Source organism: Ramlibacter agri (assembly GCF_012927085.1).
Lineage (GTDB): Bacteria > Pseudomonadota > Gammaproteobacteria > Burkholderiales > Burkholderiaceae_C > Ramlibacter > Ramlibacter agri.
Window position 1 is genome coordinate 103,902 of sequence record NZ_JABBFX010000003.1, and the last position, 24,729, is coordinate 128,630.

Annotated in this window: 21 protein-coding genes; 17 read left to right on the forward strand and 4 right to left on the reverse strand. The window is 69.5% G+C overall.

Annotated features, from left to right (window positions below):
* Window positions 1-110 precede the first annotated feature (110 nt).
* Window positions 111-263, forward strand: a complete 153-nt coding sequence (locus HHL11_RS25115; RefSeq protein ID WP_169421354.1) for a hypothetical protein — start codon at window positions 111-113, stop codon at window positions 261-263.
* 4 nt (window positions 264-267) lie between these two features.
* Here HHL11_RS25115 and HHL11_RS25120 read toward each other — a convergent pair whose 3' ends face one another.
* The 3 genes from HHL11_RS25120 to HHL11_RS25130 are packed head-to-tail and all read right to left on the reverse strand — an operon-like array spanning window position 268 to window position 4,719.
* Window positions 268-1,500: a 3-oxoacyl-ACP reductase gene (locus tag HHL11_RS25120; protein WP_169421355.1), complete on the reverse strand. Its 1,233-nt coding sequence runs from the start codon at window positions 1,498-1,500 to the stop codon at window positions 268-270.
* A gap of 35 nt (window positions 1,501-1,535) precedes the next feature.
* The gene (locus HHL11_RS25125; protein ID WP_169421356.1) at window positions 1,536-3,116 is read right to left on the reverse strand and encodes a benzoate-CoA ligase family protein; all 1,581 of its coding nucleotides are present in this window, start codon (window positions 3,114-3,116) and stop codon (window positions 1,536-1,538) included.
* A 58-nt stretch (window positions 3,117-3,174) separates the two neighbouring features.
* Complete coding sequence (locus HHL11_RS25130) at window positions 3,175-4,719, reverse strand: 3,4-dehydroadipyl-CoA semialdehyde dehydrogenase (protein WP_169421357.1); 1,545 nt, start codon at window positions 4,717-4,719, stop codon at window positions 3,175-3,177.
* 179 nt (window positions 4,720-4,898) lie between these two features.
* On the opposite strand from HHL11_RS25130, the gene boxC reads away from it, so the two are divergent.
* From boxC to HHL11_RS25150, 4 genes are all read left to right on the forward strand, one after another.
* Window positions 4,899-6,557 carry a 2,3-epoxybenzoyl-CoA dihydrolase gene (gene boxC, locus HHL11_RS25135; RefSeq protein WP_169421358.1) on the forward strand — a complete coding sequence of 553 codons (1,659 nt, stop codon included), beginning with the start codon at window positions 4,899-4,901 and terminating at the stop codon, window positions 6,555-6,557.
* 14 nt (window positions 6,558-6,571) lie between these two features.
* Window positions 6,572-7,999: a benzoyl-CoA 2,3-epoxidase subunit BoxB gene (gene boxB, locus HHL11_RS25140; protein ID WP_169421359.1), complete on the forward strand. Its 1,428-nt coding sequence runs from the start codon at window positions 6,572-6,574 to the stop codon at window positions 7,997-7,999.
* Between the two features lie 7 nt (window positions 8,000-8,006).
* The gene (gene boxA, locus HHL11_RS25145) at window positions 8,007-9,290 is read left to right on the forward strand and encodes a benzoyl-CoA 2,3-epoxidase subunit BoxA (RefSeq protein WP_169421360.1); all 1,284 of its coding nucleotides are present in this window, start codon (window positions 8,007-8,009) and stop codon (window positions 9,288-9,290) included.
* A 92-nt stretch (window positions 9,291-9,382) separates the two neighbouring features.
* Window positions 9,383-10,981, forward strand: coding sequence for a methyl-accepting chemotaxis protein (locus HHL11_RS25150; protein ID WP_169421361.1), 1,599 nt, complete (start codon window positions 9,383-9,385; stop codon window positions 10,979-10,981).
* Here HHL11_RS25150 and HHL11_RS25155 read toward each other — a convergent pair.
* Window positions 10,948-11,907 carry a LysR family transcriptional regulator gene (locus tag HHL11_RS25155; protein WP_169421362.1) on the reverse strand — a complete coding sequence of 320 codons (960 nt, stop codon included), beginning with the start codon at window positions 11,905-11,907 and terminating at the stop codon, window positions 10,948-10,950. The two genes, HHL11_RS25150 and HHL11_RS25155, sit on opposite strands and share 34 nt — an antisense overlap.
* A gap of 148 nt (window positions 11,908-12,055) precedes the next feature.
* Between HHL11_RS25155 and HHL11_RS25160 the strand changes: the two genes are divergently transcribed.
* From HHL11_RS25160 to HHL11_RS25215, 12 genes are read left to right on the forward strand one after another with little or no spacing between them, the layout of a single operon-like run.
* Entirely contained in the window at window positions 12,056-13,153 is a 1,098-nt protein-coding gene (locus HHL11_RS25160; RefSeq protein WP_281068738.1) for an FAD-dependent oxidoreductase, read from the forward strand.
* Window positions 13,150-14,856, forward strand: coding sequence for a DUF1302 domain-containing protein (locus tag HHL11_RS25165; RefSeq protein WP_169421364.1), 1,707 nt, complete (start codon window positions 13,150-13,152; stop codon window positions 14,854-14,856). The genes HHL11_RS25160 and HHL11_RS25165 overlap by 4 nt, the downstream gene beginning before the upstream one ends.
* Before the next feature lie 20 nt (window positions 14,857-14,876).
* On the forward strand, window positions 14,877-16,226 hold the full coding sequence (locus HHL11_RS25170; protein WP_169421365.1) for a DUF1329 domain-containing protein: 1,350 nt from the start codon (window positions 14,877-14,879) through the stop codon (window positions 16,224-16,226).
* An 11-nt stretch (window positions 16,227-16,237) separates the two neighbouring features.
* Entirely contained in the window at window positions 16,238-17,266 is a 1,029-nt protein-coding gene (locus tag HHL11_RS25175; RefSeq protein WP_342593274.1) for a WD40/YVTN/BNR-like repeat-containing protein, read from the forward strand.
* On the forward strand, window positions 17,266-19,650 hold the full coding sequence (locus HHL11_RS25180) for an efflux RND transporter permease subunit (RefSeq protein WP_169421366.1): 2,385 nt from the start codon (window positions 17,266-17,268) through the stop codon (window positions 19,648-19,650). Before HHL11_RS25175 ends, HHL11_RS25180 begins: the two co-directional genes overlap by 1 nt.
* Window positions 19,647-20,567 (forward strand): MBL fold metallo-hydrolase, encoded by a 921-nt coding sequence (locus HHL11_RS25185; protein ID WP_169421367.1) that lies wholly within the window; start codon window positions 19,647-19,649, stop codon window positions 20,565-20,567. Before HHL11_RS25180 ends, HHL11_RS25185 begins: the two co-directional genes overlap by 4 nt.
* Before the next feature lie 8 nt (window positions 20,568-20,575).
* Entirely contained in the window at window positions 20,576-20,980 is a 405-nt protein-coding gene (locus HHL11_RS25190) for a DoxX family protein (protein WP_342593275.1), read from the forward strand.
* Complete coding sequence (locus HHL11_RS25195) at window positions 20,980-22,137, forward strand: alpha/beta hydrolase family protein (protein ID WP_169421368.1); 1,158 nt, start codon at window positions 20,980-20,982, stop codon at window positions 22,135-22,137. The genes HHL11_RS25190 and HHL11_RS25195 overlap by 1 nt, the downstream gene beginning before the upstream one ends.
* Window positions 22,138-22,160: 23 nt before the next feature.
* Window positions 22,161-23,099, forward strand: coding sequence for a VOC family protein (locus HHL11_RS25200; protein ID WP_169421369.1), 939 nt, complete (start codon window positions 22,161-22,163; stop codon window positions 23,097-23,099).
* A 4-nt stretch (window positions 23,100-23,103) separates the two neighbouring features.
* Window positions 23,104-23,463, forward strand: a complete 360-nt coding sequence (locus HHL11_RS25205; protein WP_169421370.1) for a Rieske (2Fe-2S) protein — start codon at window positions 23,104-23,106, stop codon at window positions 23,461-23,463.
* Window positions 23,460-24,578: an FAD-dependent oxidoreductase gene (locus tag HHL11_RS25210; RefSeq protein WP_169421371.1), complete on the forward strand. Its 1,119-nt coding sequence runs from the start codon at window positions 23,460-23,462 to the stop codon at window positions 24,576-24,578. The genes HHL11_RS25205 and HHL11_RS25210 overlap by 4 nt, the downstream gene beginning before the upstream one ends.
* A gap of 10 nt (window positions 24,579-24,588) precedes the next feature.
* Window positions 24,589-24,729 carry a hypothetical protein gene (locus tag HHL11_RS25215; protein WP_169421372.1) on the forward strand — a complete coding sequence of 47 codons (141 nt, stop codon included), beginning with the start codon at window positions 24,589-24,591 and terminating at the stop codon, window positions 24,727-24,729.

The following is a 24,729-nucleotide window of genomic DNA, read 5'->3' on the forward strand; positions in this document are numbered from 1 at the left end:
CCGCACCAGTGTCGCACCGCTCCCCGGGAAATATGTAGGACTTTCGTGCAGCACCGTGCGGCCGCCGGGGCCATGCGGCCGTAGGAGCCGCGGCGGTGCACACTAGGCGCATGTCCAGACGATTGATCGCGGTCCTGTTGCTGGCGCTGGCCGGCTGCGCCAGCCTGCCGCCGCCCCCGCGCGAGCCGTCGCCCTGCGAGCTGGAGGGCGAGGCCTCCTACGCCTGCCAGGTCCAGCGCTACCAGGACGTCGACGCGAACTAGGGCCTCAGGCCCCCAGCCAGGACTGCCCGCAAACGCGCAGCACCTGTCCGTTGCAGCCCCGGGCTTCGGGGCGCGCAAGGAAGGCGATGGCCTCGGCCACGTCCGCGGGCCGGCCGCCCTGGCGCAGCGAATTCAGCCGCCGCCCGACCGTGCGCACCATGAAGGGAATGGCGTGCGTCATCGCGGTCTCGATGAAGCCGGGCGCGACGGCATTCACCGTGCTTCCGCGGGCCGCCAGCTGCTGGCCACGCGCGGCAACGTAGCCGACCAGCCCCGCCTTGCTGGCCGCGTAATTGGCCTGGCCGGCATTGCCGGCGATGCCGCTGATGGAGGCCAGGCAGATCTCGCGGGCGGCGGCGTTCAGCGCGCCGGCCGCGTCCAGCGCGGCGTCGATGGCGAGGATCGCGCGCAGGTTGAGGTCCAGCACCTGGTCCCATTCCTGCGCGGACATGCGGCCCAGGCTGCGGTCGCGCGTGATGCCGGCGTTGTGCACCAGGACGTCCGCGCCGCCTGCGCGCTGCACGGCTTGCGCGAGCTGCGCCGGCGCGCCGGGTGCGGTCAGGTCCAGGGGCAGGGCTTCGCCGCTGGTTTCCGCCGCCAGCGCGCGCAGGGCGGCGTCCGCTTGCGGCACGTCGACGCAGAGCACGCAGTCGCCTTCGGCCGCGAGCCTCCGCACGGTGGCGGCGCCGATGCCACCGGCCGCGCCGGTGACGACGGATATGCGGCGCGCAGGGCGCGCAGTGGCGCTCGCCGCCTGCCAGTGCAGCGCCTGGCCGCAGACATAGGCGGAGCGCTCGCTGCAGAAGAAGGCGAGCGGCGCATCGAGCGCGGCGCCCGGCTCCAGGTACAGGCAGTTGGCCGTCGCGCCGCGACGCCCCAGCTCCTTCGCCAGCGAGCGGGTGAAGCCTTCGACGGCCCGGGCGCAGGCGGCTGCTTGCGGCGAAGGCGGAACGCCCGCAGCCAGGAGCAGCACGCGGCCGCCGGCGCCGAGAAGACGCACTGCGGGATGCAGCGCGTCGTACAGCACGCGCAGCGCGGCTACGCTGTCGCAGCCGGACGTATCCAGCACCACAGCATCCAGCGGGCCCCGATCGACAAGCAGTCCGCCCTGGGCTCGCACGGCCTCGGCCAGCGCGCCCGGACCTTGCACGAGCACGCATCGCCCTGTCAGTTCATCCGGTGCATAGGCGCCAGTCCGGCGCGGCAGCACCGGAGCCCGATATTTGCTGAAAAGCATGGGCGCGGATCATAGGCCGCCCGGATGACAGCGCTTCAGGCCGCCTGGCGCGCGGCCTCCCGCTCCCGCAGGCGGAAGCGCTGGATCTTGCCGGTGGCCGTCTTGGGCAGTTCGGGCAGGAACTCGATCGCGCGCGGGTACTTGTAGGCCGCCAGCCGTTCCTTGACGAAGGCCTTCAGCTCCTCGGCGCTCGCCTCGCGCCCCTGCTTCAACACGACGAAGGCCTTGGTCTTGGTCAGGCCCTCGGCATCGGACACGCCGATCACCGCCGCTTCCAGCACGGCGGCGTGCTGCACCAGCGTCGCTTCCACCTCGAACGGGCTCACGTAGATGCCGCTCACCTTCAGCATGTCGTCGCTGCGGCCGCCGTAGGTGTAGCTGCCATCGGCGTTGCGCAGGTACTTGTCGCCGCTCTTGCACCAGGCGCCCTGGAAGGTGTCGCGCGACTTCGCGCGGTTGGACCAGTACATCAGCGCGCTGGAGGGACCCTGGATGTAGAGGTCGCCCGGTTCGCCATCGGGCACCGGCGCGCCGTCGTCGCCGCGCAACTCGATGCGGTAGCCGGGCACCGGCCAGCCGGTGCTGCCGTAGCGCACCTGCTCCGGCCGGTTCGAGAGGAAGACGTGCAGCATCTCGGTGGAGCCGATGCCGTCGACGATGTCGACGCCGAAGTGCGCCTTGAAGCGCTCGCCCAGTTCGGCCGGCAAGGCCTCGCCGGCGGAGGAGACCAGGCGTAGCGCCAGTTCCTTGCGCGCGGGCAAGCCAGGCGCGGCGAGCATGCCGGCGAAGCCGGTGGGCGCGCCGTAGAACACGGTGGGCTTGACGCCGCCGACCTCGCCGCGCAGGCGGCGGAACACCTCGTCGGGCGTGGGTCGCCCCGCCAGCAACAGCACCGTCGCGCCTGCCCACAGCGGGAAGGTCAGCGCGTTGCCCAGCCCGTAGGCGAAATAGAGCTTGGCCGCGGAGAAGCAGACGTCGGATTCGCGCAGCCCGAGCACGCCCTGGCCATAGAGTTCGGCGGTCCAGTACGGATTGCCGTGCGCGTGCACCGCACCCTTGGGTCGTCCGGTGGAACCGGAGGAGTAGAGCCAGAAGGCCGGGTCGTCCGCGCGCGTGGGCGCGGGTTGCGCCAAGGCCTCGCCGAGGAAATTTTCGAACTCCACTTCGCCGGCCTGCAGCGCGTCCGCAGGCTGGGAAACGACGATCGCCTGCAATTCGTGCGCGCCCTGGTCCATCGCCGCGCGCAGCGTGGGCAGCAGCGCGCCGGACACGAAGGCCGCCTGCGCGCGCGAGTGCTCCAGCATGTAAGCGTAGTCGTCCGCCGTCAGCAGCGTGTTGACCGCGACCGGCACCGCGCCCGCGTAGATCGCGCCGAGGAAGGCGACCGGCCATTCGTTGGCGTCGTGCATCAGCAGCAGCACGCGCTCCTCGCGCCGCACGCCGGCCGCGCGCAGGGCAGCCGCCAGCTGCCGCACCCGCTGCGCGAGTGCGCCGTAGGTCAGCGTGCCACGGTCATCGACGAAGGCCGTCTTGCCGGGCCGCGCGGCGTTGCGCTGCAGCAGGTCGGAGGCGAAGTTGTACAGCTCGGGCGGCGGGGCGACGGATTCTGCGGTCATGGGGTCTCCTCGGCCCGCTGCGCGGGCCCTTCTTCGATGGCGAAAGAAAAGGCGGCCCTCAGGCCGCCAGGTTCTGCAGGACGCCGGTGCTGGCCTGGACGGCCGCGCGCCGGTGGTAGAAGTTCAGCGCGCGCAGCCCGCCGAGTTCTTCGCCGCCGCCGGCGCGGCCGGGGCCGCCGTGCAGCGATTGCGGCATCACGTTGCCGTGGCCGGTCTGGGTCGCCGCGACGTCGGGGGAGATGACGTGCACGCGGCCATGGCTGTCGGCGAGTTCGAGTGCGGCGGCGGAGAGCGCGCCCGCATCGCTGCCGTACAAGGAGGCGACCAGTGAGCCCTGGCCGCGCCGCACCAGCGCGAATGCATGGGCGGCATCGCGATACGGCATCAGCGTCGCGACCGGGCCGAACACCTCCAGGTCGTGGACGACGGGGTTGCCATCCGGGTCACGCGCACCGAGCAAGGTCGGCGCCATGCAGCAGGCCACCGCGGGGTCCGCATCCACCAGCGCCTGCTGCGAGCCATCGTGCAGCACCTCGGTGTGCTGCTGCAATTCGGCCAGTCCGCCGCGCACGGCCGCCAGCTGCCCGCGGCTCACCAGCGCACCCATGCGCACCGTCTCGTTGCGCGGGTTGCCGACGGTGGTCTTGGCCAGGCGCGCCGCGATCGCTTGCGCGGCGGCGTCGTACAGGTCCGATGGCACGAAGGCGCGCCGGATCGCCGTGCACTTCTGCCCGGACTTCTGCGTCATCTCGCGCGCCACTTCCTTGACGAAGAGGTCGAGCGACTCGCTGCCCGCGTCCGGCAACAGCACCGCGCTGTTGATGCTGTCCGCCTCGATGTTCACCCGCACCGAGCCGCGCGCGACGGCCGGGTGCGAACGGATGATCGCGGCCGTCTCGGCGGAGCCGGTGAAGGATACGACGTCGAAGGGCTGCAGCTGGTCCATCAGCCCCGCCGACGAACCGCACACGACGGACAGGGCGCCCGGCGGCAGGATGCCCGCCTCCACCACGTCCTGCACCATGCGTTGCGTGAGCCAGGCCGTCGCGGTGGCGGGCTTCACGATCACCGGCACGCCCGAGAGCAGCGCCGGGCCGGCCTTCTCCCACAAGCCCCAGCTCGGGAAGTTGAAGGCATTGATGAACAGCGCCACGCCGCGCGTGGGCAGCAGCACGTGCTGCGACTGGAAGGCCGGGTCCTTGCCCAGCCGCACCATCTCGCCATCGAGCAGGTGCTTGCGCTCGCCCAGGCCTTCGCCGAGCTTGGCGTAAGTGCCCAGCGTGTAGATGCCTCCGTCCACATCGACGGCAGTGTCGTTCTTGACGGTGCCGCTGTTCGCGGTGGAGATTTCGTAGTAGCGATCGCGGTTCGCCTGTAGCACCTTGCCCACCGCTGCGAGCAGCGCGCCGCGCTGCGCGTACGTGAGCGCGCGCAGGGCCGGGCCGGCCTGTTCGCGGGCGAAGGCAAAGCCCGCGGCCAGGTCCAGTCCGGTCGCGTCCACGCGCGCGAGTTCGGTGCCCAGCACCGGATCGTGGAGAGCCGTGCCCGGCCCGGTGCCGGCCTGGGCGCGGCCGGAGAGATGGTTCAGGAGGAGTTCGCTCATGGTCGATGCAGTATGTTGCATCTGCACTTTAGCGGCGTCGCCCACCGGCCGTCAAGGGAACGGCCATTTTCCAGTATCGCCCCTGCGCGAAAGTCGGTCTTTGACTTGGCGCAAAAATGCACTATGATGCGCATCAAGCCAACCGGCTAGTGCAGTTTACTGCTTAAGGAGCCCACCCCGTGACCGCCTCTCCCCGTGTCGACTACCAGACCGAACCCTCCCGCTACAAGCACTGGAAGCTCAGCTTCGACGGCCCGGTGGCCACCTTGCGCGCCGACTTCGACGAGAACGGCGGCCTGCGTCCCGGCTACAAGCTCAAGCTCAATAGCTACGACCTGGGCGTCGACATCGAGCTGAACGATGCGATCAACCGCATCCGCTTCGAGCACCCCGAGGTGCGCAGCGTCATCGTGACCAGCGCCAAGGAGAAGGTGTTCTGCTCGGGCGCCAACATCTTCATGCTGGGCGTCTCCAGCCACGCGTGGAAGGTGAACTTCTGCAAGTTCACCAACGAGACGCGCAACGGCCTCGAAGATTCGTCCAAGTACAGTGGCTTGAAGTTCCTGGCGGCCGTGAACGGCGCCTGCGCCGGCGGCGGCTACGAGCTGGCGCTGGCCTGTGACGAGATCATCCTGGTCGACGACCGCAGCAGCGCCGTCAGCCTGCCGGAGGTTCCGCTGCTGGGCGTGCTGCCCGGCACCGGCGGCCTCACGCGCGTCACTGACAAGCGCCACGTGCGCCACGACCTGGCCGACATCTTCTGCACCGTCGCCGAAGGCGTGCGCGGGCAGAAGGCCAAGGACTGGCGCCTGGTCGATGACATCGCCAAGCCGGCGCAATTCGCCGCCCGGGTGCAGGAGCGCGCGCTGGAACTCGCTGCGCAAAGCGATCGTCCCGCCAAGGGCAAGGGCGTGGCGCTCACGCCGCTGCAATGCGAAGTGGAAGAGAACGCGCTGCGCTATCGCCACGTGACCGTCGACATCGACCGCGCCCGCCGCGTCGCCACCTTCACCGTGAAAGCCCCGCAAGGCGCGCAAGCCACTGACATTGCCGCCATCGAAGCGCAGGGCGCCGACTGGTACCCGCTGGCGCTGGGCCGCGAACTGGAAGATGCGATCCTGTCCATGCGCACCAACGAGCTCGACATCGGCCTGTGGCTGGTGAAGACGCAGGGTGACGCGAAGGACGTGCTGGAGATGGACCGCATCCTGGCCGTGAACCAGGGGCACTGGCTGGTGCGCGAAACCATCGGCCTGCTGCGCCGCACCTTCAGCCGCTTCGACGTCTCTTCGCGCAGCCTGTTCGCGCTGGTCGAACAAGGCTCCTGCTTTGCCGGCAGCTTCCTCGAGCTGGCGCTGGCCTGCGACCGCATCTATCACCTGGCGCTGCCCGATGATGAAGAAGCCGCGCCGAAGATCTCCGTTGGCGAACTGAACTTCGGCACCTTCCCGATGGCGACCGGCCAGTCGCGCCTGCAACGGCGCTTCTACGACGAGCAGCCGGCGCTGGAAGCCGTGCGCGCCAAGGTGGGGCAGGCGCTGGACGCCGACGCCGCCTTCGCGCTGGGCCTGGTCACCAGCAACCCCGACGACATCGACTGGGCCGACGAAACCCGCCTCGCCATCGAGGAGCGCGTGGCCATGAGCCCCGACGCGCTGACCGGCCTGGAGGCCAACCTGCGCTTCAACGGCCCGGAAAACATGTTCACCCGCATCTTCGGCCGGCTCACGGCCTGGCAGAACTGGATCTTCCAGCGCCCCAACGCCGTCGGCGACAAGGGCGCCCTGAAGGTCTACGGCAAGGGCGAGCGCGCCGCTTTCGATTTCAACCGCGTCTGAGGAAGAGAACAGCCATGAGCAGCATCGACTACAGCGAGAAGATCCCCAACAACGTCAACCTGGGCGACGACCGCACGCTCAAGCGCGCGCTGGAGCAGTGGCAGCCCAACTTCCTGGGCTGGTGGGACGACATGGGCCCCGAGGGCTCGCAGAACTTCGACGTGTACCTGCGCACCGCGATCAGCGTGGACCCGCAGGGCTGGGCGCAGTTCGGCCACGTGAAGATGCCGGACTACCGCTGGGGCATCTTCCTGAACCCCGGCGACGCCGAGCGCAAGATCCACTTCGGCGACCACAAGGGCGAAGCGGCCTGGCAGGACGTGCCCGGCGAATACCGCGCCAACCTGCGCCGCATCATCGTCACGCAGGGCGACACCGAACCGGCTTCCGTGGAGCAGCAGCGCCACCTGGGCCTGACCGCGCCCAGCCTGTACGACCTGCGCAACCTGTTCCAGGTGAACGTGGAAGAAGGCCGCCACCTGTGGGCCATGGTCTACCTGCTGCACAAGTACTTCGGCCGCGACGGCCGCGAGGAAGGCGAAGCGCTGCTGGAGCGCCGCAGCGGCAACCAGGACAACCCGCGCATCCTGCAGGCCTTCAACGAGAAGACGCCGGACTGGCTGTCCTTCTTCATGTTCACCTACTTCACCGACCGCGACGGCAAGTTCCAGCTGGCCGCGCTGGCGGAAAGCGCCTTCGACCCGCTGGCGCGCACCACCAAGTTCATGCTGACCGAGGAAGCGCACCACATGTTCGTGGGCGAGTCGGGCGTCAGCCGCGTCATCCAGCGCACCTGCCAGGTGATGAACGAGCTGAAGACCGACGACCCGAAGAAGCTGCGCGAAGCGGGCGTCATTGACCTGCCCACCCTGCAGCGCTACCTGAACTTCCACTTCAGCGTCACCATCGACCTGTTCGGCGCCGACGAATCCAGCAACGCGGCCACCTTCTATTCGACCGGCCTCAAGGGCCGCTACGAGGAAGGCAAGCGGACCGACGACCACCAGCTGAAGGGCGAGAGCTACCGCATCCTGCAGGCCGTCAATGGCGACCTGGCGCAGAAGGAAGTGCCGATGCTCAATGCGCTGAACGAGGTGCTGCGCGACGACTACATCAAGGACAGCGTGGGCGGCGTCGAGCGCTGGAACAAGGTGATCGAGAAGGCCGGCATCCCCTTCCGGCTGAAGGTGCCGCACAAGGCTTTCCACCGCAACATCGGCGGCCTCGCGGGCCTGAAGGTTTCGCCCGAAGGCCGGGTGGTGAGCGAAGCCGAATGGAACGCCAAGGTGGGCGAATGGCTGCCCACGGCGGAGGACCGCGCCTTCGTCACCAGCCTGATGGGCCGCGTCGCCGAGCCGGGCAAGTTCGCCAACTGGATCGCGCCGCCGCCGGTGGGCATCAACCGCCAGCCCATCGACTTCGAATACGTGCGTTTCGCCTGAGGTTGCCATGGACGCGTCCGACGTCATCTTCATCCAGCAGCACCTGATCGACCCCGAGATCTGCATCCGCTGCAACACCTGCGAGGCAACCTGCCCGGTGCAGGCGATCACGCACGACTCGATGAACTACGTGGTGGACGCGGCCAAGTGCAACCAGTGCATGGCCTGCGTGCCGCCTTGCCCCACCGGCAGCATCGACAACTGGCGCACCGTTCCCCGCGTGAAGGCCTATTCGATCGAGGCGCAGTTCGGCTGGGACTCGCTGCCGGAGGCGCTGAGCGAAGCGCAGTTGGCGGAAGCGGCGGGTGGCGTCGAGGTCGCGCAGATCCCGCCGCAGGTGGCGGTGCCCGCGCCTGCCGGCGGCATGCCAGGCGCCAACGTGTTCCGCAGCGGCGACTGGGGCGCGGCGATCCCGCCCTGGTCCGCAGCCCACGCGTACACCAACCTGTACGGGCCCAAGGCGGCGGTGAAGACGCTCACGGCCACCGTCACCGGCAACGTGCGCGTGACGGCGGTCGGCAAGGACTACGACACGCACCACATCGTGCTGGACTTCGGCGCCACGCCGTTTCCGGTGCTCGAAGGGCAGAGCATCGCCATCGTGCCGCCCGGCGTGGACGCGCAGGGCCGGGCGCACCATCCGCGCCAGTACAGCATCGCCAGCGCCCGTAACGGCGAGCGGCCCGGCTACAACAACGTCTCGCTGACGATCAAGCGTGTACTGGAGGACCACGAAGGCCGGCCGGTGCGCGGCGTCGCCAGCAACTACATGTGCGACCTGTTGGTGGGCGACAAGGTGGAAGTGATCGGGCCGTTCGGCGCCAGCTTCCTGATGCCGAACCACCCGCGCAGCCACATCGTGATGATCTGCACCGGCACCGGCAGCGCGCCGATGCGCGCGATGACCGAGTGGCGCCGGCGCCTGCGCAAGTCCGGCAAGTTCGAGGGCGGCAAGCTGATGCTGTTCTTCGGCGCGCGCAGCGCCGAGGAGCTGCCCTACTTCGGGCCGCTGCAGAAGCTGCCCAAGGACTTCATCGACATCAACTTCGCGTTCAGCCGGCAGGCGGAGCAGCCGAAGCGCTACGTGCAGGACCTGATGCGCGAGCGCAGCGCGGACCTCGCGCAGCTGCTGGCGGATCCGCACGCCTTCTTCTATGTGTGCGGCCTGAAGGCGATGGAGGAGGGCGTGGTGTTGGCGCTGCGCGACGTGGCGCAGCAGGTGGGGCTGGATTGGGAGACGGTCGGCGCAGCCTTGAAGCGGGAAGGGCGGCTGCACCTGGAGACGTACTGACGCATGGGCGGCGTCAATACCACCTATTCACCGAATTCGTAGCTCGCTCCCGAGGCGCTCCCTACATTCCGTAACAAGAAACGGAGGTGGGGATGTCGCTGGGACTGAAGCGCCGCATGGCGCTGGCCTTCACTGCGCTGGTGCTGCTGATGCTGGCGATCACCGCCGTCGGCTGGTGGCAGACGCGCGGCCTGGGCACGCAGCTCGAACGCGTGGTGGAGGGCCATAACCGGCGCGCCGAACTCGCGCACCGGCTGGAAGCCGCGCAGTTGGATTGGACCGGCCAGCTGCACGCCACCATTGCCTACACCGAAGCCGAAGACCTGAAGGCGCAGGAAGCCCAGGTCCGCAAGGCCCGCAGCCGCTACCTGGCCGCCGAAGACGCGCTGGCTGCCGCCCTGAAGGACTCCAGCGACGAAGCCCTGCGCCAGCGGATCGAACGCATCCGCGCCAAGCGCCAGGCGGTGGAAACGCCGCTGGACCTGGTGCTGCGCAATGCCTTGAACGGTTCCGGCGCCGAGACCTCCCTCATCATGCTCGGCCCCACCGAGCGCGGCGAGCAGGAGTGGCAGCAGGAGATCGCCGGCATCGTCGCCGCCGCCGTGCAGGCCAACGAGGCCGAGTACCACGCCGCGCGTGAAAGGCAGGCCTGGACCGAGCGCCTGTTCCTGCTGCTGTCCGCGGGCGCAAGCTTGCTTGCGGCGGCCATGGCTGTCGGCCTCACGCGCAGCGTCACGCAACCCGTGGATGCAGCCATGCACGTGGCCGAACGCATCGCCGACGGCGACCTCGGCGTGGAAGTCGACACGGACTACCGCCACGAATTCGGAAGACTCTTCGCCGCCATCGCCACCATGCAGCAACGCCTGCGCGAGACGGTGCGCGGCCTGCAATCCAGCGCCGCCGCCATCGACAGCGCCAGTGCGGGCATAGGCGCGGGCAGCCGCGACCTCTCGGCCCGCACGGAGTCGACCGCGGCGCAGTTGCAGCAGACGACCGCCGCCATCCGCGAACTCACCGATGCCTTGCTGGAATGGACGCGTGGCGCGCAGCAGGCCGGTATCGTCGCGGAGACGGCGCGCACCGAAGTCCAGTCCGGGCACGCGGCCATCACGCAGATCGGCGAGCGCATGCAGGGCATCGCCGCGATGTCGGGCCGCATCGAGGAGATCGTCGGCGTCATCGACGGAATCGCCTTCCAGACCAGCGTGCTGGCGCTCAATGCTTCGGTGGAAGCCGCGCGCGCCGGCGCGCAGGGCCGCGGCTTCGGCGTCGTCGCCACCGAGGTGCGCAGCCTGGCGCAGCGCGCGGCCGGCGCGGCCAGGCAGATCCGCGACATCAGCCACGACGTGGTGCGCAACCTGGCCGAAGCGAACCGCAGCGTCAGCGATGCGGGCCTCACCGTCACGCGCGTGGTCGAAGCGGCCGGCGAGGCCGCGCGCCTGGTCGACGGCATCGCGCAGTCCGCGCAACAGCAGCGCGGCACGGTGCTGGAAACCGGCAAGGCGATCGCGGGCCTGGACGACGCGACGCAGCAGAACGCGGTGCTCGCGGAAGAACTGGCCGCTTCCACCGAAGCGCTGGAGCAGCACGCGCGGCACCTCAGCGAGGCGCTGCGCGGCTTCCGCCTGGCCGCCGCCGCGGCGGACGGCACGTATCAGGCCGCGGACCTGGTTCCCGCGCTGGCCTGACCGGGCGCGCCCAGCGCCGCATCCATGTCGGCCACGGCGGCCAGGAACACCTCGCGCAGCCACGACAGGCCGGGGTCCTTGGAGCGGTACTTGTGCCACTGCATGGACTGCTTCATCTCGGGGAAGGCCAGCGGCGGGACGTGCACGGTGACGGGCAGGTAGCGCGCCGCCAGCTGGGCGAGCCGCGAGTGCACGGTGGCGATGCGGTCGGTGCCCACCACCAGCGCGGGCGCGGACGCGAAGCTGTAGGTCGTGACTTCGTCGCGCCGCGTCAGGCCGTAGCGCTGCACCACCCAGCCCTCGAAGGAGACCGGCTGCGACACCGCGGGCCGCATCGACACATGGCCCGCGCTCGCGTACTGCTCGAAGGTCAGCGGCTCGCGGCCGAAGCGGCCGCCGCTCCACACCACGCAGCTGAAGCCCTCGGTGAACAGCGTCTCCACCGGGTGGCTGGCGGAGCAGTAGTCCACCGGCATCACCAGCAGGTCCACCTCGCCGCGCTCCAGCGAGCGCGCGGGATCGTCGGTCTGCGGCAGCAGCGAGAAGCGCACCTTCGGCGCCTCGGCATGCACGCGGGCCAGCACGTGCGGCATCAGCGTGCTGAGCGTGAAGTCGGAAACGAACACGCGGAACTCGCGGTCGGCGCTGGCGGGCACGAACTCGGGTTGCGCGGCGATCGAGGTGTCCACGCGCAGCAGCACGTCGTGCACCGCGTCGCGCAACAGCTCCGCCCGCGGTGTCAGTTCCATGCGCCGGCCCACCTGCACCAGCAGTTCGTCGTCGAAGTATTCGCGCAGGCGCGCGAGCGCATTGCTCATGGCCGACTGGCTCATGTGCAGCTTCTCGGCGGCGCGGCTGATGCTCGTCTCCGACAGCATCGCGTCGAGCGCGACGAGCAGGTTGAGATCCAGTTTGTTGAAGCGCATTGCGCGCGATGGTAAGGCGCGCTTCATCGCCTAGGGTTAACCCGCGAAGTATTTGCGGGGCCGATGCCTCCGATGGATACAAACAATTTTTCAAAGGTCCCACGCATTCCTATCCTCGCGGCACTTTCAAGAAGAAGGACGCGGAGACATGCAGGTGCGATCGGTCGCTGTGATCGGAGCGGGCTTGGCCGGACTGGCGTGCGCGCTGGCGGCCGCGCGCGCCGGTGCGAGCGTAGCCCTGCTCGAAGCGCGTACCGCAGCCAGCGGCTTGCCCGCCCATGTCGACGTCGTTCCGAACATGCTGCGCGACCTCGTGCGCCTCGGCGTTGGCGAGGACTGCATCCGCGCCGGCTTCGCCTATCGCCGCAGCAGCGCGATCGGGCAACGCGGCCAGCCGCTGTATGCCGTCGATGCCGAACGCCTCGCCGGTCCGCGCTATCCAGCCGCCATCGGCATCACGCATGCGGAGTTGCACCGGGTGTTGGCCGCAGCTGCGCTCGAAGCCGGCGTGCGCCTGCACGTGGGCACGCCGGTCGAAGGCGTTGCGGACGACGGCGCCGCGCTGCTGCAACTTGCCAACGGTGAGCAGCTGCGCGCCGACCTCGCGGTCCTGGCCTGCGGCGCGCACAGTCGCCTGCGCGAACGCGTGTTCCGCGAGCCGCCGCTCGCGGCCAGCGGCGCCGAGTGGATCTACTTCCTGGCGCCCCGCCCCGCGGGCCTCGACGACGCGCTGCATGCCGGCACGGCCACCGGCGACAAGGCGCACGTCGTCCCCGTGAGCGGCGCCTTCGCCGGCGTGCGGTTGTCGGCGCGCCATGCGCCCGCGGATCTCGGTGCTGCCGCCGCCCGCCAGTTGCTCGCGCGCTTCCCCGGCCCGGTGGGCGCGCTCGCCGCGGACGTGCCCGAGGACCAGCCCATTGCGCGCCGCGTCGCCAGCCCTGGCCTGCTGCGCCAGCCCTGGGCGCGCGGCTGCGTGCTGGCCGCCGGCGATTGCGCCCACGCCTTCCCGCCGCACTTCGGCCAGTCGGCCGCGCAGGCGGTGGAGGACGCCGTGGTGCTCGGCGAACTGTTGTCCCGGCCCGAGCCCAACCTGCCCGAAGCCTGGCTGCAACGCCGCAGCGCGCGCGTGCAGCAGGTGATGGCCATCGCCTTGCAGGCGGCGCGCTGGGACGCCGCCCCCGACAGCGACACCGATTTGCTGCAGCTGGCCCGCGCGCTCGACCAGGTCGTGCGGCAACCGGCATGAAAACGATCCACCACGAGAACGAAGAGGAGAACATCTTGATCGCGACCCATCGCTCCCCCGCGCTGCCGCGGCGCTCCCTGCTCGCAGCCGCCGCGCTGCTGGCCTGCACCGGCAGCCATGCCTTCGAATTCGACACCGGCAATCCCGAGCTCAAGATCCGCTGGGACAACTCGGTGAAGTACAGCGCCGCCTTCCGCGTGGGCGACCGCTCGCCGGGCCTGTCGCAGACGGCCTTCGGCCCCGGCGGCATCGTCGGCCCGAACAACATCAACCAGGACGACGGCGACAACAACTTCGGCAAGGGCCTGGTGTCGAACCGCCTGGACCTGCTCAGCGAGCTGGACATGTCGTGGCGCAACTGGGGTGCGCGCGTCAGCGGCGCCGGCTGGTACGACTCGGTCTACAACGGCAGCACGCACAACACCAGCGGCACCTCCAACCACAACCCGGCCAGCGAATTCCCCGGCGACACGCGCAAGCTGATGGGCCGCGACGCGGAGATCCTGGACGCCTTCGTGTTCGGCAAGTTCGACCTGGCCGAACGCCCGGCCTCCTTCCGCCTCGGCCGCCACACGCTGCTGTGGGGCGAGAGCCTGTTCTTCGGCGCCAACGGCATCGCCGGTGGCCAGGCGCCGGTGGACCTGATCAAGCTGCTGTCGGTGCCGAACTCCACCTTCAAGGAGATCGCGATGCCCACCGGCAAGGTGTCCGGGCAGATGCAGGTGAGCGACGCGGTCACGCTGGGCGGCTACTACGGCTACGAATGGCAGGCGACGCGGCTGATCCCGGCAGGCGCCTATCTCTCCACCAGCGACTCGATGGGTCCGGGCGCCGAGCGCATCAACGCCGGGGCGACCGGCACCTTCCAGCGCACGCCGGACCAGGAGCCGCCGAACAGCGGCCAGTACGGCCTGCAGATGCGCTACCGCGCCGACGCCATCGACACCGACTTCGGCCTGTACGCGATCCGCTTCCACGCGACCTCGCCCAGCAACATCTACACGACGCTGACGGGCTTCCCGCCCGCGCTCAGCGCGTCCACCTACCGCTGGGTGTACGGCGAGGGCATCCGCGCCTATGGCGCGAGCTTCGCCAAGTCGATCAACGAATGGGGCCTGGCCGGCGAAGTGTCGGTCCGCGACAACCAGCCGCTCTCCAGTTCGGGCGCCACCATCCTGCCGAACATCGGCGTGGGCACGACCTTCGACAACAACGGCAACCCCGGCTACGCGGTGGGCCGCACGGGCCACGCGCAATTCTCCTGGCTCGCCAGCCTGGGCCCGAACTTCCTGGCGCGCGAGTCCAGCTTCCTCGGCGAATTCGCCTGGAACACCCGCCTGAAAGTCACCAAGGGCGAGCAGTTCCTCAACCCCAACGCGACCCGCTCGGCCTGGGCCATGCGCACCGTGTATGCGCCGACCTACCGGCAGGCCATGGCCGGCTGGGACATCACGCCCAGCGTCGGCGTGGGCTACACCTACGGCCGCTCCTCGGCCCTGGGCCCGGGCTTCGGCCCCGACAAGGGCGGCGACATGAACTTCGGCGTGAGCGGCGTGTACCTGACGCGCTGGACCTTGTCGCTGAACTACGTGCACTACTACGGCGCCGAGGGCTCGACCCTGGACAACAACAACAACGCGCAGTTCAAGCAATCCCTGAAGGATCGCGACTACGTCTCGGTCTCGCTGCGCACCACCTTCTGATTTCCACGGAGACAAATGCCATGAACCTGCGCCACATCGCGCAACTCACGCTGCTCGCCGCGGTCGCCGCCTCCTTCGGCGCGCAGGCCGGCGTCGGCGCCGACGAAGCCGCCAAGCTGAAGACGACGCTCACGCCGCTGGGCGGCGACAAGGCCGCCAGCAAGGACGGCGGCATCCCTGCCTGGACCGGCGGCTACACGCAGGCCATTCCCGGCGACAAGCCGGGCGGCCGTCGCGGCGACCCTTTCAAGAGCGAGAAGCCGCTCTACACCGTCACCGCCGCCAACATGGCGCAGTACGCCGACAAGCTCACCGACGGCGTGAAGGCGATGCTGGCGAAGTATCCCAACACGTACAAGCTGGACGTGTACCCGACGCACCGCACCGCCGTGGCCCCGCAATGGGTGTACGACAACACCTTCAAGAACGCCACGCGCGCGCGCCTGGACGGCAACATCCCGGTGGACGCCTATGGCGGCATTCCCTTCCCGCTGCCGAAGAACGGGCTGGAAGCCATCTGGAACCACAAGCTGGCGTGGCGCGGCGCTTCGTGGGAAGCGGACTTCAACCAGTACCAGATCACGTCCGATGGCAAGACGGTCCTCACCACCAGCGGCAACATCAAGCAGACCATGCCGTACTACTACGAGGACGGCAGCCCGGAGAAATTCGCCGGCTACTTCTGGACGGTGAACCTGGTGAACGACGGCCCGCCCATCCGCGCCGGCGAGATGATCGTCGGCCGCGAGAACATGGATTCCGCCAAGAGCTCGGCCTACGTGTACCTCACGGGCCAGCGCCGCGTGCGCAAGCTGCCCAATGCCTGCTGCGACACGCCGACGCCCGCGAGCGCGGGCCTGATGTCCTTCGACGAGCTGAGCGTGTTCTCCGGCAAGACCGACCTGTTCGACTGGAAGCTGGTGGGCAAGAAGGAGATGCTGGTTCCCTACAACGAGAACCGCTTCCTGCAGGCCAGGGACGCCGACATCATCAAGGGCCAGCACCTGAACCCCGAGCACGTGCGCTGGGAACTGCACCGCGTGTGGGTGGTGGAAGCGGACCTGAAGCCGGGCCAGCGCCACCAGGCGCCCAAGGGCAAGTACTACCTGGACGAGGACACCTGGCAAGCGATGCTGGGTGACCGCTGGGACGCCAACGGCCAGTTGTGGAAGACCTTCTGGGGCTTCAACTACGTGATGCCGGACTTCCCCGGCGCGGTGCAGCAGACCTTCGGCTTCTATGACCTGCTCTCGGGCCAGGCCTACGTGTCGAACGTGCTGAACGACAAGTCCTACCACCACAAGGCGACGCCGCGCTGGCCGGACAACATCTTCACCGGCGAAGGCCTCGCGGCCCAGGGCGTGCGCTGAAGGGACGGGACGTGCTGCGATTCGCTTCCTGCCTGCTGGCCGCCTGCGCGGCCCTGGGTGCGGCCCGCGCCGCGCCCGTGGTCGACGCACTGGACCGGCCCGCGCTGATGGTGCGCGAGCCGGCCCGCGCGGTGCTGCTGGCTTCCGCCCGCTGCGGCGAGCGCGTCGTCGCCGTCGGCGAGCGCGGCATCGTCGTCACCTCCGACGATGCCGGCCGCTCGTGGCGGCAGGCGCGCGTGCCGGTGTCGGTGACCTTGACCGCGGTGCGTTGCGCCGACGCGCACACGGCTTACGCCGCCGGCCATGGCGGCGTGGTGCTGGCCAGCACCGATGGCGGCCTCACCTGGGCGAAGCGCCTGGACGGCCGCCGCGCGGCGCAGCTGGCGCTGGACGCGGCACGTTCAGGCGGCGACGCCCGCGCAGTGCAGGACGCGCAGCGGCTCGTGGCCGACGGTCCCGACAAGCCCTTCCTGGACCTGCACTTCTTCGACGCGCGCCACGGCCTGGTCGTCGGCGCCTACGGCCTGGCCTTCGCCACCGAAGACGGCGGCCAGACCTGGCAGCCGTGGATGCAGCGCCTGCCCAATCCCAAGGGCAACCACTTCTATGCGCTGCGCGTGCAGGGCGACACCTTGCTGCTCGCCGGCGAGCAGGGCCTGGTGCTGCTGTCAACGGACGCCGGCCGCAGCTTCCGCAAGCTGGAGCTGCCTTACCAGGGCAGCTTCTTCACCGCCGAACTGGCGGGCCGGGACATGATCGTCGCCGGCCTGCGCGGCAACGCCTGGCGCAGCAGCGATGGCGGGGCGAACTGGGCCCAGCTCGCTGCGCCGTCGCCGGTGTCCTTTACTGCGTCGACCGTGCTGCCCGGCGACGGCGTGCTGCTGGCCAACCAGGCCGGCGAGCTGCTGCGCGTCGACGGCTCTTCCTTGACTCCGGTGCAGCTGCCCGCGCTGCCGCCGCTGAACGCGCTGCAAGCACTGGGCGCCCATGCCCTTCTTGCCCTGGGTGTCCAGGGCGCCATCCCTGTTCCGCTTCCGTGATGCAAACCTTCGATCCGCGCTCGGGCTCCACCGTCGAACGCGCCCTGTTCAACCACCGCCGCATCGTGCTGCTGCTGTGCGCGCTGGTGACGCTGCTGCTCGGATGGCAAGCCACGCGCCTGCAGCTGAACGCCAGCTTCGAGAAGACCATTCCCGCCCACCACCCGTACATCCGCAACTTCCTGGGCTACCAGAAGGAGCTGAGCGGGCTGGGCAACGCGGTGCGCATCGCCGTCGCCCCGCGCCAGGGGACGATCTACGACGCGCGCTACCTGGAGACGCTGCGCAAGATCAGCGACGAGGTCTTCCTGGTGCCCGGTGTCGACCGCATGCGCATGAAGTCGCTGTGGACGCCGTCCACGCGCTGGGTGGGCGTGACGGAAGAGGGCCTGGAAGGCGGCCCGGTCATTCCCGACCAATACGACGGTGGGCCCGGCAGCCTGCAGAAGCTGGCGGCCAACGTCGCGCGCTCGGGTGAGATCGGCCAGCTGGTGGCGCGCGACGCCACCTCCACGGTCATCTTCGTGCCGCTGCTGCCGACCGACCCGCAGGGCAAGGCACTGGATTACCGCGCGCTGTCGGATCGCCTCGATGCGATCCGCGCCAAGTACGAAGCGCAGGGTGTGGACATCCACGTGACCGGCTTCGCCAAGATCATGGGCGACCTCATCGACGGCGTGCGCGCGGTGCTGGCCTTCTTCGCCATCGCGGTGGCCATCGCCGCGGCCATGGTGTTCTGGTACACGCGCTGCATCCGCTCCACCTTGCTGGTGGTCGCCGCATCGCTCGTCGCCGTGGTCTGGCAGCTGGGCTTGCTGCCCACGCTGGGCTACGCGCTGGACCCGTATTCGATCCTGGTGCCCTTCCTGGTGTTCGCCATCGGCATGAGCCATGGCGCGCAGAAGATGAACGGCATCATGCAGGACATCGGCCGCGGCGCCGACAAGCTGGTCGCTGCGCGCCTGACCTTCCGCCGCCTGTTCCTGGCCGGCCTGACGGCGCTGCTGGCGGATGCGGTCGGCTTTGCGGTGCTGCTGGTGATCGACATCCAGGTGATCCGCGAGCTGGCCATCGCCGCTTCGATGGGCGTCGCCGCGCTGATCTTCACCAACCTGATCCTGCTGCCGGTGCTGCTGTCGTACACCGGCGTGAGCGCCAAGGCCGCGGCACGCAGCCTGCGGGCGGAAGCCGCCGAAGCCGCGGGGGCCGACCGGCATCCGCTGTGGGCGGCGCTGGACCGCTTCACGCGCAAGCCCTGGGCGACGTTCGCGGTCGTGGCCGCCGTCGCTCTCGGCGCGCTGGGCCTGGCCGTGAGCAGCCAGCTGAAGATCGGCGACCTGGACCCGGGCGCGCCGGAGCTGCGCCCGGACAGCCGCTACAACCGCGACGCTGCGTTCATGACCGCGAGCTACGGCGCCTCCAGCGACGTGCTGGCGGTGATGGTGAAGACGCCGGACGGCCAGTGCGCGCGCTACGACACCTTGAAGCGCATCGACGCGCTGGAGTGGGAACTGCGCCAGCTCGATGGCGTGGAGACCACCAATGCGCTGCCACTGCTGTCGCGCCGCGTGCTGTCCGGCCTGAACGAGGCCAACCCGAAGTGGTACGAGTTCCTCCCCAACCAGGAGATGCTGAACACCATCACGGCGGGCGCGCCGCGCGGCCTCTACAACGAGACCTGCGGCCTGCTGACGGTATACGTCTACCTGAAGGACCACAAGGCCGACACCCTGGCCCGCGTGGTGACGCACGTGGAAGGCTTCGCCCGCGAGAACGACACGGCCGACGTCCAGTTCCTGCTCGCCGCGGGTTCCGCCGGCATCGAGGCCGCCACCAACATCGTCGTCCGTGACGCCTGGCGGCAGATGCTGCTGCTGGTCTACGCCGCGGTCGTGGCGCTGTGCTTCATCACCTTCCGCTCCTGGCGCGCCGTGGTCGTCGCGGTCGTGCCGCTGGTGCTGACCTCGGTGCTGGCCGAAGCGCTGATGGTGGTGCTGGGCATAGGCGTGAAGGTGGCGACCCTGCCGGTGATCGCGCTGGGTGTCGGCATCGGCGTCGACTACGCGCTCTACATCCTGTCGGTGACGCTGGCGCAGATGCGCGAGGGCAAGAGCCTGTCGGAAGCCTACTACCGCGCCCTGCTGTTCACGGGCAAGGTCGTGATGCTGACCGGCATCACCCTGGCCATCGGCGTCGTCACCTGGGTGGCGAGCCCCATCAAGTTCCAGGCCGACATGGGCGTGCTGCTGGCCTTCATGTTCCTCTGGAACATGCTGGGCGCACTGGTGCTGCTGCCGGCGCTGGGGCATTTCCTGCTGCGGCCGAAGGCACGCAGCGTGACCGTTGCCGCGCCCGCATCCGGCGCGGAGGTGCTTGCCAAATGAAAGCCCTGTTCTCCCTTCTCCTCGCCCTTGGCCTCGCTACGACGGCCGCCGCCGAAACGCGGGTCGTCACGCTCGGCACGCAAGGTGGCCCACTGCCGTCGGCGACGCGGGCGCAGCCCGCCAACGCGCTCGTCGTCAACGGCCGCATCTACCTGGTCGACGCCGGCAACGGCGTGGCCCACCAGCTGGTGGCGGCCGGCCTGGACCACCGCAAGGTGGACCGCATCTTCATCACGCACAACCACGACGACCACAACGCCGATTGGGGCACCTTGCTGGGCCTGCAGTGGAGCACGGGCCGGCGCGCCGACACGCACGTCTACGGGCCGGCCGGCACCGAGGCCATGCTGCAGGGCTTCATCCAGTACTTCACGCCCAACATGCGCATCCGCATGGCCGATAGTCCCGGCTACCCGGCGCCGCAGAAGACCTGGCACGCGCACGACATCACCGGCTCGGGCAAGGTCTACCAGGACGACCTGGTCACGGTCACGGCCATGGAGAACTGCCACTACGCGCCCGGCCGTGAAGGCGCGGACAAGTCTTTTTCCTACCGCTTCCAGACGCCGGACGAAGTGGTCGTGTTCGGCGGCGACACCGGCAAGTGCCCGCAGCTGGTGGACTTCGTCCGTGGCGCCGACCTGCTGGTGCACGAGGTCATAGCCCTGCCGCTGATCGAGCAGGCCATGCGGCGCGAGCTGCCGCCGCAGATCGCCGAAGGCCTGATGCGCCACATGCGCGACGAGCACACCACCGCCGAAGATGTCGGCCGGCTGGCAGCCGCCGCGCAGGTGAAGAAGGTCGTCCTCACCCACGTGATCCCGGGCCGCGACGAGCCCGACGCGACCTACCTGGACGCGGTGAAGAAGCACTACGACGGCCCGGCCGTCGTGGCCCGCGACCTGATGGCGTTCTGAGGATCACCGTGCAAGACAGCAAGATCCTCGTCATCGCCGGCCGCATCCTGATCGCCGCACTGTTCCTGCCGGCGGCGCTGGGCAAGCTCGCCAACTTCGCGGGCACCACAGGAATGATCGCCAGCAAGGGCCTGCCCCTGCCGGCCGTGGCCGCCGCGCTGGTGATCGCACTGGAGCTGGGCGCCTCGCTCTCCCTGCTGGCCGGCTTCCGCACGCGCTGGGCCGCGATTGCGCTCGCCCTCTTCACCGTCGCCGCCGGCCTGTTGTTCCACGACTTCTGGGCCGCGCCCGCCGCAGCCGCCATGGGCCAGCAGCAGGCCTTCTTCAAGAACCTCGGCATCGCCGGCGGCCTGCTGCTGTTCGCGGCGCTCGGCCCCGGCCCGCTCACCCTCGATTCCCGCAAGGCAAGCTAATGTTCAAGTACTTCCCCACCAACTACGTCTGGAATCTCTCTGTCGACCTCGCCATCGAGATGGGCGCGCGCATCGGCGAGATCGAGGAGATGTGCGCCCCGTTGCAGGACGCCGCCAGGCAGCCCGATGCCGCTGGGACGCGGGCCTTCCGCGAGACCTGGCAGAAGATGGCCGACAAGCTGTGCGGCATGGCCGAAGAGGACGAAGCGCGCGGCCGCCTGCTGTCCGCCGGCGAGAAGTACGGCCGCGCCGCCGCCTACCTGATCACCTGCGAACGCCTGCAAGGCCACAACTCGCCGGGGCGGCTGGAGCTGTACCAGCGCATGCTGGAGGTCTATGCCCGCGGCGTGAAGCTGGCGCGCGAAAACTGCGTGCGCGTCGAGATCCCCTACGAAGGCAGGCACCTGTCCGCGCTCTACACGCGCGCCGAAGGCGTGCAGGGCCGGGCGCCCATCCTCGTGCAGGTCAACGGCCTGGATTCCTGCAAGGAGATGAAGCAGCGCGTGGGACTGCCCGCGTGGCTGGCGAAGCGGGGCGTCTCGTCGCTGGTCGTGGACCAGCCAGGCACGGGCGAGGCGCTCCGCTTGCACGGCATGCCGGCGCGCTACGACACCGAACACTGGGCCAGTCGCGTGGTCGACTGGCTGGAGACGCGTGACGACGTCGATGCCAAGCGGATCGGGCTGGAAGGCGTGTCACTCGGGGGCTACTACTGCCCGCGCGCCGTGGCCTTCGAGCCGCGCTTCGCCTGCGGCGTGGCCTGGGGCGCCAACCACGACTGGCGCGCCGTGCAGAAGAAGCGGCTGGTCAGGGAAGGCGACTTCCCGGTGCCGCATTACTGGGAACACGTGCGCTGGGTGTTCGGCGCCAAGGACAACGAGGAGTTCATGCGCCTGGCCGAGAACATGCACCTGGACGGCGTGCTCGATCGCATCCAGGTGCCTTTCCTCGTCACGCATGGCGAGAAGGATTCGCAGATCCCGCTGAAGTGGGCGCACCGCACCTACGAGCAGCTGGTGAATTCACCCAAGCGCGAACTGAAGATCTTCACGGAGCGCGAAGGCGGCTGCCAGCACGCCAGCTTTGACAACAGCATCAACGCCGGCCATTACATCGCCGACTGGGTCGCCGAGGTCCTGGGCGGCCGCACGGCCTGAACCAACGACAGAGAGGAATGGACATGAACATCATCGGACCCGACGCGCTGGTCTTCGGCGTGGACGACGTCGCCGCCTGCGCGCAGTACCTCACCGACTACGGCCTGAAGCCGGTGGGCAAAGGCCGCTTCGAAGCGCTGGACGGAACCTACATCGCCATCGCCCCGCGTGGCGACCCGTCGCTGCCTGCGGACCTGGGCACGGCCAGCATGCTGCGCAAGACCATCTACGGCTGCGCCGACCAGGCGACCGTCGATGCGATCGCCCAGGAACTGCTGAAGGACCGCGAGGTGAAGAAGCTTGCCGACGGCTCCATCGAGAGCGTCGACGACCTCGGCTTCGCGCTCGGCTTCCAGGTGACGGTGCGCAAGCCTTTGCAGCTGGCCGCCGAAACGGTCAATGCGCCCGGCGCCAAGCCGCAGCGCGGCCCCAACCTGCTGGGCGTCGACGAGAAGTCCGACCCCAAGCCGCGCTCGCTGTCGCACGTCGTCTACTTCGTGCCGGACTACGCGAAGTCCGAGGCCTTCTACGTGAAGCGCCTGGGCTTCGTCGTCACCGACCGCTTCCTCGGCGTCGGCCCCTTCCTGCGCCCGGCCGGTACCACCGATCACCACACGCTGTTCATGATCCAGACGCCGCCCCAGATGAAGGGCTGCGAGCACTTCACCTTCCACCTGGGCGGCCCCACGGAACTGATGCTGGCCGGCAGCCGCTTCGTGGCCAAGGGCTACGAATCCTTCTGGGGCCCGGGCCGGCACAAGTTCGGCAGCAACTGGTTCTGGTACTTCAACAGCCCGCTGGGCTGCCACGTCGAGTACGACGCCGACATGGACCTGCACGACGAAGCCTGGACCGCGCGCGAAGCGCCGATGGGCGCCGACGCCTCGCAGCTGTTCCTGTTCCAGCACCGCGAGAAGTGGGCGCCCGGCGGCCCGCCCCCTCCCGGCGCCAAGGGCCACTGAGGCCATGGAGGACATCGTGCGCCTGTGCGATGCCGCTGCGATCGCCGAAGGCACGTCGCGCGGCTTCGACCCGCAAGGCACCGGCCGCGACAAGTTGTTCGTGGTCCGGCGCGACGGGCTGCACGCCTGGCGCAACGCCTGTCCCCACTGGGCCAACACCTCGATGGCCTGGCGCAAGGACGCCTTCCTGAACGCGGACGGCACCCGCATCGTCTGCGCCGCGCACGGCGCGCAATTCGACATCCCGAGCGGCGTCTGCACGCTCGGTCCCTGCATCGGCGAGGCGCTCACCCGCGTCCGCCTCATTCACCTCGCGGACGGCTCGTTGAACGTGAGCCGCGAGGAACTGGAGACAAGCACATGAACATCCTCGTCATCGGCGGCGGCTTTTCCGGCATGTCCGCAGCCATCGCGCTGCGGCGCGACGGCCATGCCGTGGAACTGGTGGAGATCGACCCCGGCTGGCGCAGCTACGGCGCCGGCATCAGCCTGGGCGGCGCTACCCTGCGCGCCTTCCGCACGCTGGGCATCCTGGACGAATTCATGCTGCACGGCTTTGCCGGCGACGGCGTGGACATCTGCATCCCTACCGGGCAGAAGATCGCTTCGCTGCCTACGCCCCGGATCGCCGGGCCCGACGTGCCGGGCGGCGGCGCGATCATGCGGCCGGTGCTGGCCAGGATCCTCGCCGACGCGACGCGCGCCGCCGGCACGCACGTGCACCTGGGCTGCACCTTCACTTCGATCACGCAGGATGCCGAAGGCGTGGAAGTCGGATTCAGCGACGGCCGCCGTGGCCGCTACGACCTGGTGGTCGGCGCTGACGGCCTGTACTCGAAGGTGCGCGAGGCCTTGTTCCCGCAGGCGGCCAAGCCGCGCTACATGGGCCAGGCCGTCTGGCGCGCCGTGCTGCCGCGGCCGCCGGAGATCACGCATCCGGTGATGTGGGTGGGGCCCAAGATCAAGATCGGCGTCAATCCGGTCTCGCAGGAGGAGATGTACATGTTCGTCACGGAGGACCGTGCCTCCAACGCGCACGTGGACCCGGCGGACTTCGCGCGGCTGCTGCGCGAGCTGCTGGCGCCTTTCCCGGCGCCGCTGCTGCAGCAGATCCGCGGCCAGCTGGAGGGCGAGGGCGCCCGCGTCGTCTTCCGCCCACTCGAAGGCCTGCTCCTGCCGCAGCCCTGGCACGCGGGCCGCGTGCAGTTGATCGGCGACGCGGTGCATGCGACCACGCCGCACCTCGCTTCCGGCGCCTGCATCGGCATCGAGGACGCGATCGTGCTGGCGGAGGAAGTGAAGAAGCAAGCCAGCGTCGCCCCGGCGTTGGCCGCCTTCGAAGCGCGCCGCTGGGAGCGCTGCCGGATGGTGGTGGAGAACTCCGCGCGCCTGTGCGAGATCGAGATCGCCGGCGGCGACAAGGAAGAACACGCCCGCATCATGCGCGACAGCATGATGGCGCTGGCGCAGCCGGTTTGAGGGCGCGGCCATGGAACGCTATCCGCGCAACGCCTGGTACGTGGCCGCGCTGCACGACGAAGTGCGGGCCGGCGAACTGCTGGTGCACGACGCCGGCGCGGTGCGCTGCCGCCGCAAGCTGGAGGCGCTGCTGTGCGCCGAGGAGAACTGA

What these genes read in the sequence shown, in the direction of transcription:
- HHL11_RS25115 (WP_169421354.1), top strand. Translation starts at nt 111, where the DNA reads ATGTCCAGACGATTGATCGCGGTCCTGTTGCTGGCGCTGGCCGGCTGC.
- HHL11_RS25120 (WP_169421355.1), bottom strand. Translation starts at nt 1,500, where the DNA reads ATGCTTTTCAGCAAATATCGGGCTCCGGTGCTGCCGCGCCGGACTGGC.
- HHL11_RS25125 (WP_169421356.1), bottom strand. Translation starts at nt 3,116, where the DNA reads ATGACCGCAGAATCCGTCGCCCCGCCGCCCGAGCTGTACAACTTCGCC.
- HHL11_RS25130 (WP_169421357.1), bottom strand. Translation starts at nt 4,719, where the DNA reads ATGAGCGAACTCCTCCTGAACCATCTCTCCGGCCGCGCCCAGGCCGGC.
- boxB (WP_169421359.1), top strand. Translation starts at nt 6,572, where the DNA reads ATGAGCAGCATCGACTACAGCGAGAAGATCCCCAACAACGTCAACCTG.
- boxA (WP_169421360.1), top strand. Translation starts at nt 8,007, where the DNA reads ATGGACGCGTCCGACGTCATCTTCATCCAGCAGCACCTGATCGACCCC.
- HHL11_RS25150 (WP_169421361.1), top strand. Translation starts at nt 9,383, where the DNA reads ATGTCGCTGGGACTGAAGCGCCGCATGGCGCTGGCCTTCACTGCGCTG.
- HHL11_RS25155 (WP_169421362.1), bottom strand. Translation starts at nt 11,907, where the DNA reads ATGCGCTTCAACAAACTGGATCTCAACCTGCTCGTCGCGCTCGACGCG.
- HHL11_RS25160 (WP_281068738.1), top strand. Translation starts at nt 12,056, where the DNA reads ATGCAGGTGCGATCGGTCGCTGTGATCGGAGCGGGCTTGGCCGGACTG.
- HHL11_RS25165 (WP_169421364.1), top strand. Translation starts at nt 13,150, where the DNA reads ATGAAAACGATCCACCACGAGAACGAAGAGGAGAACATCTTGATCGCG.
- HHL11_RS25170 (WP_169421365.1), top strand. Translation starts at nt 14,877, where the DNA reads ATGAACCTGCGCCACATCGCGCAACTCACGCTGCTCGCCGCGGTCGCC.
- HHL11_RS25180 (WP_169421366.1), top strand. Translation starts at nt 17,266, where the DNA reads ATGCAAACCTTCGATCCGCGCTCGGGCTCCACCGTCGAACGCGCCCTG.
- HHL11_RS25185 (WP_169421367.1), top strand. Translation starts at nt 19,647, where the DNA reads ATGAAAGCCCTGTTCTCCCTTCTCCTCGCCCTTGGCCTCGCTACGACG.
- HHL11_RS25195 (WP_169421368.1), top strand. Translation starts at nt 20,980, where the DNA reads ATGTTCAAGTACTTCCCCACCAACTACGTCTGGAATCTCTCTGTCGAC.
- HHL11_RS25200 (WP_169421369.1), top strand. Translation starts at nt 22,161, where the DNA reads ATGAACATCATCGGACCCGACGCGCTGGTCTTCGGCGTGGACGACGTC.
- HHL11_RS25205 (WP_169421370.1), top strand. Translation starts at nt 23,104, where the DNA reads ATGGAGGACATCGTGCGCCTGTGCGATGCCGCTGCGATCGCCGAAGGC.
- HHL11_RS25210 (WP_169421371.1), top strand. Translation starts at nt 23,460, where the DNA reads ATGAACATCCTCGTCATCGGCGGCGGCTTTTCCGGCATGTCCGCAGCC.
- HHL11_RS25215 (WP_169421372.1), top strand. Translation starts at nt 24,589, where the DNA reads ATGGAACGCTATCCGCGCAACGCCTGGTACGTGGCCGCGCTGCACGAC.